Raw genomic sequence first — 12,131 nt, 5'->3', positions numbered from 1 at the left:
TTTGACATAAGAAGTCTATGGCGACTGTCGTTGTAGTAGTGCGTGCTTCTTCTAAGCGCCTCTCCTACTAGGAACCAAAGTGCCCCGGATAAGCATTTCCCCAGCACTGCTCTGCGGAACGATGTACCACCAGTCTCTACGATGAGCATGGTTGACCGCAACCAGCCCGAAGCGGACCTTCAAAATCCGACTTTGCAATTCTCGTGTTGCGGACAAGTTAGGCCGCGTACTGCCAAGGTCTCAGCGTCGCTCGCCACTGAACTCTGACAGTGGCTCCGCAACTACAATTGCTTAACACAAACTTTGCGCCAAAGACTGTTGCTAAGCTCTGTTTCAGTTCACTTTGCCTGACAACGTTTGTGTCGGCAGTTGTCCAAAGAGTGCTCTGTAGTCTCGCGCGAACTGACCCATGTGCCAAAATCCGTAAGCGTTTGCGATGTCCGATATACTCTCCTCTGGCGAGCAGGATACCAATTCATGGCGCACAGCACCGAGACGGGCTCTTAGATAAAACTGCTTGGGGCTCACCCCATATGTTTCCTGAAACGCGCGACGAAGAGTGCATGCGGATATCTGAGTATCTGCACATACTTCACCGATTGAAACGTTATCCATCAAATGGGCCCGCATGAACTCAACGGCTTGTTGTGCTAAACGGGTTCTATTTTTACTGTTTCGCCGATCACTCCATTTTTCGCCTACCACCAGTATTTCCAGAAGCTCAAAGATCATATCACTCTCTTCACTATCAGAGCTTGGTCCGGCCGCTGATCCAATTAGAAAGCGCGCTTTGTTTTTGACTAAGGAATGAAGCTTTCCAGCGTCGCTAACGAAAGATCTTAAAGCGTCATTTCGCACGGCGCTGATATCAAGACCGCAATCGTCGGCGATCCGTTGAGCCCTTCGGATGTCGATGCCAAAGGTCAGGCCTGTGAGCGTTGAATTGCTCACGCCTTCAAAAGGGTCTCCGCTACCAAAATTCATCAGAGCGGTGTCTGAGGGTGAGCCGTTAAGCCAAGTCCGTACACTCCCTTTGTCTGGTAAGCCAAACGCTAGAATGCCAGGGCGAGAAACACCGGTTTGGTACACAGCCTTATCAAACGACAAATCAATCATTTGAAGGTCAAGACCTGCCCAAACGGATACCGAAGAGTTCATAGTTCCCTCTTCAATTTGGCGTAGCTCGACATCCCATTGGGACAGCTCGCGGAATTGCGAAGGGTCCTGCAAAAAAAGTGTGTTTGGGGCGCAGGTTTTTTTGGGGGCTGATCGTTTTTTGATGTCGTCCATTCCGCCCCGCAGGTAGTTTTCATGAAATGTTATTCGAATATGTAGGCTTGGACAATTGCAAGACAAAGCAGACAAATCGAGAGGGAAGAGGTTCGGACGCCCATCGTTGCCTGACGATACTGCGCGCACCGAACGCGTCGTAACACTGCTAACCAAAAGCGAAAAAGAGTTGTTGCGCTCACAGGCTGAAGACAGCGAACTCTCCCTTTCAACCTTTTGCCATCATCTGATCCTTGAAGGTCTGAAAACAAGTAAATCATGAAACAGGGGTATCTCATGAAATCAAAACTGTTCCTCTCCGCGCTGGTCTTTGCCGGCTCCGCTATCTCGGCGGCAGCTCAGGACAGCAATATCGTGCATGATGCGGAATACTATGTGCTGAAGCAGCAAAACGAAGCCGTTTGGGTCGAGAACGACGCACAGGTTGACCAACTGCTGGCCGACTTTCGTGAGAAAAACGGAGGGAACCCTCCAAACATCTTCTACATCCTTATTGACGATATGGGTTTTGGCGACATGGGTATGCCCGAGATGAACGCGATACGCGGGTATTCGACGCCCAATATCAACGCGCTCGCAGAGGAAAGCATGCGGTTTGCGCGCATGTATACCGAGCCGTCCTGCACACCGTCGCGGGTCGCCTTCATGACGGGTCGCCAGCCGTATCGCAATGGGATGGGCGATACCGCCGTCGATATTTCAGGTTTTGGCCTTGCCGATGAAGAAGTCACAATTGCCGAAGTTCTGAAATCCGTGGGCTACAACACCTCGCATGTTGGCAAATGGCACATGGGCGACATTCAGGAATCCTGGCCTACTTATCAGGGCTTTGACTACGCCGCGTTCCCCATCCATCAGCAGGGCCAGTTGGCCATCTTCAACGAAGATGCAGCCAAGGAAGAAATCACCATGGCCATAGGGGAAGACAACTACAACTCCAAATACACGCTGGATGATTGGTTTCGCCCTGATCCGGGACACATGATTACCGGCCTTGAAGCTGTTATTGGCGGGGAGGTCCGCGAAGTCCATATGGAACCGGGTGAGAAATGGACCCAGGACAAATATAATGAAATGAACATCCGCTATCAGGCACAGGCGATGGAACAGTTGCGCCTGCTAGCAGAACGGGATGAACCGTTCTTCCTGCAATACTGGCCGCTTGTCCCTCTGTCGACAACGCGCACGACGAGAGAGGCGTTCACGACACCCAACGGCGGTACATTCGTTGAAAGCATGGAAGAGCTGGATGAATGGATCGGGGTCATTCTGAACGAAGTCGATGCGCTGGGGCTCAGGGACAATACCCTGATCGTTTTGATGGGCGACAACGGTCACTTCACCAAGTATGCCCCCGGCAGTGGGTTTTCGCCGCTGGTCTTCCGCGGCGGCAAGGCCGATACGTCTGAAGGAGGCGTTCGGGTGGACGCGTTTGCCCGCCTGCCCGGCTTGATCGAGGGAGACTCGATTGTATCTGACATTATTCATATCTCTGATTTGTTCACGTCAATTGCGCGTATCGGCGGAGCGATGGATGCCATCCCCCGCGACCGGATCATTGACGGTGTCGATCAGACGTCCTTGATGTTTATTGGCGATACGCATGGGCGCAGGGATCATGTACTGATCTACTCGATCAATTCGCTGAAAGAGGTGGTAAAGGAACACATCAAACTCAAAGTTCCGGCCAAAGGTGAAAATGCTATCGTGGCCAAGTTCTACAACCTGTTCCGCGACCCCCGCGAAGAACAGAGCGTATCGACCGAGATCGGAGCATGGGCTGGACATGAGTTTAATCGCATTATTGCCCGCCACCTTAAATTCAAGGAAATGTACCCCGATCAACCGGCCGCGACTGGACGTCCCTATGAAGGTATCGTGAACCTTCGTCCTGAAACCGTCGCAGCGGTGGATGCCTTTGTCGCCAAGCGGGACATTCAGCCCGACTAAAAGGTGAAGCTGATAAGAGTAATGCAAGCCCCGCATCAGATAATGATATGCTTGATATGGGGCTTGGCATCCACAACAAAAATTCTGGAAACAATATGAAAATCCAAGCGCTTGTCCTTGCATTGGCGACTGGCATTGTTGCGGCCCCAGCAATCGCCGATGAAAACGCTTCAAACCCTTTGGCCGCAGTCAATAACACGGACATCCGGTATCAGTATTTTGATTTGGGCAACGGTGCTGACAAGCAGGACGCCTTCATAGATGGCGCATACATGCTGCGGCCTGATCTGAAACTGAAATATGAGTTACACTACAACTCAACGGATGTGACTGGAACTCGGTTCACTGACTTTGAGAAATTGAGCCTCAAAGCGATCTATTTCCCTTCTCAGAGACCGCTCAACGAAACGTGGGCCATCAAGTCGGCCATTGGTCTGGAGTGGATACTGGACTTTGGCGACCCGGAAAAAGGGATCGGAACCGGGTCCGATCAAATTGCGCCTTTTGGCGGGTTCGCCTTTGCAAACACAAAATCAGGGCTGACGCTGATCCCACTGCTCCAGCATTTTGCTTCATACAATGGCCCGACGGACATAAACCAAACCGCGATGCGGTTGATTGCGCTACAACCGTTTGGCGATGGGTATTGGGCCAAGGCGGATATCAAAGCACCATATGACTGGGAGAACGATGCTTGGCCAGCGACCGCTGAGTTCCAGATTGGCAAGAACCTCAGTCCTGGCATCGCAATTTATGCTGATTTCCTAATCGGTATAGGTTCCGACCGCCCCTACGATAAAGGTGCCGGCTTGGGTTTGCGTTTCAACTACTAGTTCACCCACACCCAACCTCGGCGAAGATCATCTATGTCACAGTCCAGAACTCTGTTCAGCCATTTGTTTTCTGCGTCTATCTTGCCCCTTCCTGGAACTGCCGTGAGCCAATCCCTGCCCGCTCCGGGTTGGTAGGAAATAAATTGGCGTCACTCACGCCGCATCATTCTATCTGGTCGCTCCGCTCTGAACTCGGGGAAGATCAACAGTCTCTGGGCGATCCGCTGAGATGGATTTGAACCTTGAAACTGAATCCGTTGTTCGCGCTTCTAATCCCCAGCCAGCGATGCTTAGGCCCAGAGTTCTGAGAAAAGAGACTTCTATTACGATCTGTACCCAAGACTTTGCAAAGTCCGCTTTCTGCGCATAGCTGACCTTAGTATCCGGTGAAACATTTTGTACCTTGGGCTCAAGGTAACCACTGAAAGTGTACTCACGACTGGCCGTTTTTCTCGTGCGGCGGTGGTTGGCTGACGAGAGCCCAAACGCTCTATAATTGCGACTTATGTTAAATCCCAATCAGTCTCTGGATCGGGGCAAAATTCGCATTTCTTATACGTGAGATTAATTTCGACCTGCAATGGTTGCCCGGTATTCTACATGAGGATTTGACATGAAAAAACTTGCAACCATCGACCTGCCCAGGACAAGCGTCAATGCATTTGAAGTGCTGGCACGCTGCCAGGCCGCAGCCCAAAAAGCCGGAGCAGAGCAAGCGAGAATGCAGGCTTTTCTGGAGGACGCCGTCCAGGGTGATTATGAGCACTTGTTGCGTGTGGTGAAAACCCACTTCGAGGTCTCTAGCGCCGGGACTTGTCTAGAGAGTGCCTGGTATGCCGCCAGGCAACCACGAACCCGCAATTTGGCAGCGCATTTCAGTCATTTTTCGGATGGCGCCGGCGAACACTAGGCAGCTTCAGACAGCAGCGAAACCAGGTCACTTAGTTTTACTAAGTGCCCTCGCGTCGTCTTACCTTCCATTTGCGCACCATGGGTCTCAATCCCTTTGCTCTCAAAATCAGACAGCAGCTTTCGGGACGTTGTTCCTCTTGACCTAGCCAGTGTCGCAACGGGCATGTACTCGCTTTGAAAGACCGCAAGCTGCTGCGGCTTGACCAAGAAAGACTCGCTTGGACCATGCGGAACGGTGCGAGATCCGAGTAGGCCCAGCTTGCACCAGTGAGTTACAGCCTGTGCCTTCCAGCCCGTTAACTTTGCGACATCATTTGCGGTCCAGTCTTTTGATAACCGCTGCGTCCCAAGTTCGCGGTCGATGTCGGAAACTGAAAAATGAAACTCCCCAAGTCGCATGTTTTCTTCCGCAACAACAGGTTTGATAACTCCTTTGGAGATTTTCCGAAGAACATGTATCAAAGCAGCTCGATCAGTTGTGCGCCTCAGGTTGAGCTGATTGAACGGTATAGTTTCTCCCGCTTGAACTTGAGTGCAGTTTCGAATTTTTGTTGTGAGCTCTTTTAGGCTTTCACTGTCAATGCAACCATCAACAAGTGGAGGACGGTATTTAGCAGCAACCTCGTGGATCAATTCTGACGCGCGAAGCAGATCAAATTGCTTTCTTGTAACACCAAGGTAGTCTCTGGCCTGCAACCCATCCCAATACCGCTTCCTATCCAGATAGATGTTCGAAATTTCGAAGCGTGGAATCATCGTATGTCGGTGCCCATACCCGCTACGGGCTTGCTTTCCGGCAATTTGACCTGACTGAACCTCAGCCACCAAGCGCTGTGCAGAAATTCCCAGTTCCTTGGCCGCTTGTTTAGCCGAGACCCATTCCTGAGCTTGCAACGGCGTTAGCTTTCCCAGGTAGGTTCCCTTGAACTCGGTTGAAGCAGCACGCGACACTGCATCTCTGAAAGGCTGGTACGCATCATCTTCGAACTTCATAAGTCTTTGATACCAGCTTCCGAGCATGGACGGCACAGAGTTGGATTCTGAGTTTCCTGCCAGTATCAAACCTCGAACGTGTTCTTCGAACCCATTTGGCCAATGTTCAAATACAGTTGCCAACGGCTCAATCAGTTCCAACGAATCTGCGATGCTTTTGGGTGTTTGTGTTTTACCAGACTTGCCCGTGCGGTTCTGAGCGAAACCACTCGCTAGGAAATTAATAAAAGCGCCAATGTCTTTTGGGACCTGACGCCCTCCTGCAAGGTCAAGAAACCGCTTGCCAACCGTTGAATCTCCCGCAATCAAGGCGGAGATGATCACTTCGTGGTCCTTTGCTGCCACCCGTGGGAAATTTGAGTAGCTAAAGCCACATCTGCATTTATCAAAGCCGCCGGACGTCGGACGCAATGTGGTTTTGCAGACAGGGCAAACATCTTGAAGACGCGTTTTGTGATGGTGACAGGCTGTCACCAAGTAATGACGCCAAGTTTGTTGAAAGGGTAAGCCATCGGCAAGACATGAAGGGCAAATCGGATCGCTATGATGCCGCTCGAAACGCCAGCTTAAGCTGGGTGACTCAGGTTTGGCAGAAGGGGAGATAGCAACCAACAAACCTTTCTCTAAGCCCATCTCTTGCTCAAAGTGCTCGATGTTCTCGACTAGAATTCGCCCATACTTCCGCCGGAACCGTGTCAAAAATTCAGAGACATCTCTGTATCCATTTACATGGGCTAGACGACGCAAGTATCCGATAAGGCTCTCGCCTTTCAATGGTGGTACTGCAAACAAACCCGGCACCTCATACACCTCGCATAATCGCAAGCTCATGCGACGTCATAGGCTCTACTTCGAGACCAGCATCTGCCATGACTCTAATGTATGACCTGATCAGCTCAGTATCCGATGGTGGTTCTTCGTGAAAAAACGACTGATACGGATCTCGCTCTAAACCTGAATCCGTCGCTGCCCTGGCAATCGTTTTGGTGCAGTAGGGTAAATTTTGAGCACCCAATGCCAGGGGCGCGCGCAGCACTTCCAACGCCACTGGCACACGTCCGCCGGAAACACCGTACAATCGCCGCACCATATCATCTTGGTCAAACTCCAAAAGGATGCCGGACTTCTCAAGACAATCGAAGGCCGCAAAAATTGCATCGCAGAACGCGATACGATCAGCTTCAACGCTCCACCAATAGGGGTTCATTCGAATGGTGTTCAAACAGCGCCCCGCAAACTGCTCGTTGCTGTCCATAACCGCTTCGAACATTGGCAACCCAACTAAAATCAGAGTGACTGAGGTTTCATCAACAATAGTCTTGAAGTGATCAGCGGCTTGTCGACGCGAGTGCCTAGTCAGAGTTTCGGCGCAATGGTTCACTTCGTCGATAATAATTGTCTGAATGCCGTGCTCAACTACGAGCCGAAAGAGACGTTCTCGAATTTGGGCAGGTCGCTCTCGTTCTACAAAATCAAAGCCCATGCTTCGCAAGCAGGAACCGTAATAATCCCGCTCGGAAGGCCGTGGTGGAAGTCGACCCAGAATGACATCTGAAGATACCAGAATAGCACTTGGGCCCTGGCGGTCATTTTCAACTTGTGTCTTCAAGTCCTTTGTCAGTTCTGTCTTTCCACATCTCGTCGGCCCCAAGATTGGTATGATCCGTCCACCCTCGGTTGCAGCAACTTTCAAAAGACGTTTTATCTCCGAGACAGCCCATTCGTGGCGGCTATGTCGAATGAATGCACCTTGCAGAGCTCCACTAGTTGTTTGGTCCAGCATCTTTTCTTTCGACCCTTGGCAAGTTCTTTGATCTCGTAACCGCAAGCTTGTTGGGACCAACTGCTGACCGTATTTGGGCAATTAGTTGTGGATCCCTTAAACTTCTGTTCTGCATTTCAGCAGCCCGTAGCTTGTCGATTTCCGCAGCGCGGTTCTTTTGCATTTTTGTCTTCGGGCCTTGCTTGTATGCCCTACGCGCTTCGACCTCTGCATGGAGCTCCGCAGCCGTTTTGATTGGTCCGTCGTGTTTCGGCTTAGGCGGTCGGCATTCTCTCAGCTCACGATAAGAAAGTGCTGCCAAGTCTTTTGCTTTATTGGACGCGCGCACCAACTCGCCAGTGTGCGGATCGACCACCAAAATTTCCCTTGCATCAAGGGGAGCGTAGCGAATTTCAACACGCTGGCGCGGGCCTAGTCGTCGGTACAGCCTTGCCAAGTCTTCTGAGTTGTATTGCATACTCTCGAATTCGATACCGTAGTGCCACAGAGTTCGAGATTCGGATTGGATCATCAGCGCTGCGTGATGCTCGTCCAAAGACGGGGGTTCTGGCACTATGTGTTCATCTGCCAATCTGTCCCAAGCGGCGCTAGGTGTTTCACCCCGTTTAAAGATGTCTTGGACTTTTCTCCTCGGAGTTCTTCCATATTCGTCGTAGCGCCAGCGTTGCATTATTGAATTGAACACTCTTAGCGTCAGACGGGCCTCATCCATTGCTTTTTTAGTTCGATCCCGGTCGGGATATGCCTTTGACTTAGTCGCACCCGGAAGCTGGCTGACTTTGTTTCGAACTGCCCCGAACAAGTTTTCGATAAACGGCTTTTCCTGGGGTTTTCGAGGTTGCGCCCAATGGCCATGGACACCAGCAACTTCGATAAAAGCATCGATGGGTTCGCCCACGTTCTCTGAACCCTGATCCATGACGACCACTTTCGGCAGTGCGGCGATTTTTTTCCTGTTTACAATTTCGTGCTGTTCGAAAAAGTCTTCCTCTGGGTAGCTAATCATCTCCTTTAGAGCTTTGGCCACATGTTCTGATGATGGATCTGGTAGGAAGACCTGAAATGCGACAATCCAACTAGTAGCACAGTCAATCGCTGCACAAATCCACGGCCGACCTATTACCTCCCCGCTATCATCAACCAGCATTATGTCAGCTTTTGTGCAGTCCAATTCTATTTGATCGTAAGGTGCTGTTATATCATAGTATTTTTGGGCAATTCGCATGTGTTGGCGCGCCTCGTTACTGCCCAGTTGCCACTTTAGAACGTCAAAATGAGGGATTGTGTGCACAATCGCTTCGACTGCCTTGCGTCCGCAGCACCCAGGTTTTATGCCATTCTCATGGCAAACCAACTGGTATTGAATATAAGCGTCGCTAGACAGACTTGTTAGATTTTGTCTGTCCGACGACGTATATTGCATTTCCAATAGATCGAGCACTATCTCGTGGAAAACGCTGTCAAACCTTGGCATACGATTTCCTGAATTGCTGCGCTTGGGCAAAAGCGCGTCCGGCCCGCCGCGCCGATACAATTTGACCCAATTCTGAACAGTCGATTGCCTCGGAAAACGGTTACCCTTGATTTTGAAGGTGGGTTCTTCGGCGAACTCGCGTTGAAGTATCGGTATGCGTTTTGCCCAATGAACGCCCTCCTCCCCAAGCTTTAGTGCATTTTCCACAATGCGTAGTCTGAGCTGAGCTTCACGTGCATCTTTAGCGGTTACATTACGAGGACGTTTGTCGAAGCCTTCTTCCTTCACTAGCCCATCGTGCACATGGTCTCGATATTCTTGTCCAGATATCTCAAAAGGATCAACTTGGGAGTTCGATATCTGATATGCATCCCGCCCAGCTATCGCTCCATCGACAGCATAGGTTTCTCCCCTATATTTGATGGTTCTCTGGTGCCGCCTTTTGACAATCTGCTTCAAAATTCGATTACCTCCAGATGTCTTCGGTCGCGGTTCGCAGTATTCAGGTTCGTGGATGGCCCAAGAGCTTCACATGAAAAATCGAACACCAGATAGCCATCAAGAATAAGGCGAAGAATCTTCGCTTGGGGGATGCCAATATTCTCTCTTAGTTCTTTGAACGTCACACGTTGCTGTTTGAGACACGCTATTTTGCTTGAAAGTTTAGGGGCGGTCTCTTCGGCTTGTCCTTGCAATAGCAGCCAAGCATTTCGATCAATCGGCCCCTGCAATAAGGACTCAGTTACAATGACAAGCGAGATTCCGACTTCGGCAAGAAGTGAAGGATAGTCCAGGTACTCAGGTTTCTTATCTATGTGAGCGCTGTGCTTGGCGTCCAAGTAGAACAAACGGCCGTCGACAAGTTTGACTTCTAGGTCTGGTGTATAAAGCTTAGGCCTGTACCGACGCCCTTCATAAGCCTCTAGCGCCGCTTCTTTGTTTGCAAATGCTCTTCCGGTTCCCATGTCGATTGTGCAAGGCTGTGGCTTAAGCGAGACCACACGAGGGTCGACCTGCATGCAACGAACCAGTGCTGCTTCCATTTGGCTTTCGAGCTGAATGACGCCTGGGAACTTGACGCCAGACATTTTGCCAGCGCGTTTTTTCATTCCGCGCTTGTGAACGCGTCGGGCCGTCGGGGGTGCGTGTCGATCTATCCTCATACGGGCTCTATACATGCATCCATTCGCATTGGCAATGGACTCGATGCGAATAAAATGATTGCGACCGATGATGACTGAAGACGAATTTCAAGATTTGGCCAAAACTGAAAACTGGATTGCCCTCGGAGCGTGGCTGAATCGCGTTGTCCAAGACAGCCAAGCCTGCGGGTACGCGTTTCCGGACGATGCACTCCAAAGCGTTGCCGCTATTAGAGGCACAAAGCCTGCAAGCCTTCGCAATCCGATGTCCGCGGCGAAATGGTTAGAACAGAACCGACCCGATCTTTTTGAATCAAAGCCCGACTGGCTGGCCATGATGCAAGTTATTTTGCTTTCAAGGATAGATCGGTATGACCCTAGGAAATCCAAAGAGATAGCTGATGCCGTTCTTTCAGGGGAGTTATCTCAGGCGGAAACTAAGTCTATTCTTGATGAAGTTCGATTGGCGGAGAAGCCTGCGGTCGTGATTGCTAGAGGTGGTTTTGGCGGCCAGCGAAGAGCCCGAGACTTCGAAGTAAACGCAAAAATGCTTTTCAAACAGAAAACTAGTGACATTTTCAATATGGAAAATTTGACTGTTCGAGAAGGCAGAACGTTCGAGCCTCTTGCCACAGACTTAATCGTATACAAAGGCTCGGAGCCTTTTGCGGCGATTGAGATCAAAGGCCCGAGGAATAGAATTGATCCTGGCTACTTGATTGACCAACTGGCAAGAGCAGCACTTCTTTTGAGAAAGGTTCCTCAAGTACTATACGTTGTTCCTGAGCAATCTGAGTACAAACTGGGTGAACTTGTAGCGATACGAGACAAACTCGAAATCGAAGGAATTAAATTTGGGACATTGCCGGAGAAAAGTCGGCTCGCACCAAAAGATCTAAAAGTTCTGGGATGATCCACTCTCTAATGTTGGGTGGTATGCCGTGCGCGAAGGTCTGCAATGCGCAGAAAGCGGACTTTGCAAAGTCTTGTGTACAGGTCGCAACGGAAGTCTATTTTCTTAGTATTCCGGGCCTAAGCATCGCTGGTTCGGAAGTAGAATCGCGAACGACGGATTCAGCTTCAAGCAACCAGGAGCTTTTCATCTCAAGCAGGCCGTCTACAACGTTGACCAATTCAGTAGATCTATTCTCGATCAGAGTTCCGATTATCTCGACAGGCTCCATACGACCGAACACCATTTCCTCGGTCTTCGCATCCCCGATTCTGATAAGTTGGTTGGGGGGTGGAGGCGGAAGATGGCTGCACATACCAGCTTGTGGAACAAAAAATGCAACCAATTCTCCTGTCGAAACCTGCATCGTTGGTACGACGTAGCCCACAAGGCTGACGCGCTTGTTTCGCAATTCGGCATTACCGCGCCAATAAGCATTGTGCCGCCGTTCCGCGACGATCCAACGTTGTGAGATTAGCCAGTCGACATCGACACCTTGAGCCCGCAGCTTGCCTTCAAGCACTTCAAGCCGAGTCTCGGCCTTTTGCATCAGCTCAGCTTCAATGGATCCTTCTGTAGCGTCCTGTCTGATACGAGCGATCTCAGAAAGCTGAGACAGCTGCGTTGAGTCGAGCTCAGTAAACGGATCTTCAAAGTTTTGAGCTTCGACATCGACCAGTTCGCTCCATTCGATTTGGTCGTGCGGTTCCAACGCTTGCACAGGGATCGGCGAAAACAAGCCCGAAAGCGCTAATGCAATCGCAACCCACGCTGACAGTCCAATCGACGGAAACTGCACCAT

General features: G+C 50.6%; 10 protein-coding genes. 4 read left to right on the top strand and 6 right to left on the bottom strand.

Translation table 11 applies throughout. From position 1 onward, the window contains the following. Window positions 1-333 precede the first annotated feature (333 nt). A complete protein-coding gene (locus GS646_RS00135) occupies window positions 334-1,290 on the bottom strand; it encodes an AraC family transcriptional regulator (RefSeq protein WP_171649030.1) in 957 nt (318 codons plus the stop codon). A gap of 276 nt (window positions 1,291-1,566) precedes the next feature. Here GS646_RS00135 and GS646_RS00130 point away from each other — a divergent pair, with 276 nt between their 5' ends. From GS646_RS00130 to GS646_RS00120, 3 genes are all read left to right on the top strand, one after another. Then, complete coding sequence (locus GS646_RS00130; protein ID WP_170641941.1) at window positions 1,567-3,240, top strand: sulfatase-like hydrolase/transferase; 1,674 nt, start codon at window positions 1,567-1,569, stop codon at window positions 3,238-3,240. A 95-nt stretch (window positions 3,241-3,335) separates the two neighbouring features. After that, the gene (locus GS646_RS00125; RefSeq protein ID WP_170477049.1) at window positions 3,336-4,073 is read left to right on the top strand and encodes a hypothetical protein; all 738 of its coding nucleotides are present in this window, start codon (window positions 3,336-3,338) and stop codon (window positions 4,071-4,073) included. 613 nt (window positions 4,074-4,686) lie between these two features. Then, window positions 4,687-4,983, top strand: coding sequence for a hypothetical protein (locus GS646_RS00120; RefSeq protein ID WP_171649032.1), 297 nt, complete (start codon window positions 4,687-4,689; stop codon window positions 4,981-4,983). Here GS646_RS00120 and GS646_RS00115 read toward each other — a convergent pair. The 4 genes from GS646_RS00115 to GS646_RS00100 are packed head-to-tail and all read right to left on the bottom strand — an operon-like array spanning window position 4,980 to window position 10,344. After that, a complete protein-coding gene (locus tag GS646_RS00115; RefSeq protein ID WP_171649034.1) occupies window positions 4,980-6,809 on the bottom strand; it encodes a TniQ family protein in 1,830 nt (609 codons plus the stop codon). The two genes, GS646_RS00120 and GS646_RS00115, sit on opposite strands and share 4 nt — an antisense overlap. Beyond that, entirely contained in the window at window positions 6,781-7,761 is a 981-nt protein-coding gene (locus GS646_RS00110) for a TniB family NTP-binding protein (protein WP_171649035.1), read from the bottom strand. The genes GS646_RS00115 and GS646_RS00110 overlap by 29 nt, the downstream gene beginning before the upstream one ends. Continuing rightward, entirely contained in the window at window positions 7,742-9,694 is a 1,953-nt protein-coding gene (locus GS646_RS00105; RefSeq protein ID WP_171649037.1) for a Mu transposase C-terminal domain-containing protein, read from the bottom strand. The genes GS646_RS00110 and GS646_RS00105 overlap by 20 nt, the downstream gene beginning before the upstream one ends. Continuing rightward, window positions 9,691-10,344 (bottom strand): hypothetical protein, encoded by a 654-nt coding sequence (locus GS646_RS00100; RefSeq protein ID WP_171678576.1) that lies wholly within the window; start codon window positions 10,342-10,344, stop codon window positions 9,691-9,693. The genes GS646_RS00105 and GS646_RS00100 overlap by 4 nt, the downstream gene beginning before the upstream one ends. Window positions 10,345-10,465: 121 nt before the next feature. On the opposite strand from GS646_RS00100, the gene GS646_RS00095 reads away from it, so the two are divergent. Continuing rightward, entirely contained in the window at window positions 10,466-11,290 is an 825-nt protein-coding gene (locus GS646_RS00095; RefSeq protein WP_171678578.1) for a hypothetical protein, read from the top strand. A 97-nt stretch (window positions 11,291-11,387) separates the two neighbouring features. On the opposite strand, the gene GS646_RS00090 is transcribed toward GS646_RS00095, so the two are convergent. Next, on the bottom strand, window positions 11,388-12,131 hold the full coding sequence (locus tag GS646_RS00090; RefSeq protein WP_171678580.1) for a DUF3299 domain-containing protein: 744 nt from the start codon (window positions 12,129-12,131) through the stop codon (window positions 11,388-11,390).

The organism is Ruegeria sp. HKCCD4315, assembly GCF_013112245.1.
GTDB lineage: Bacteria > Pseudomonadota > Alphaproteobacteria > Rhodobacterales > Rhodobacteraceae > Ruegeria.
The sequence above is the reverse complement of the archived record's forward strand: the minus strand, read 5'-3'. Positions and strand labels throughout refer to the sequence as shown.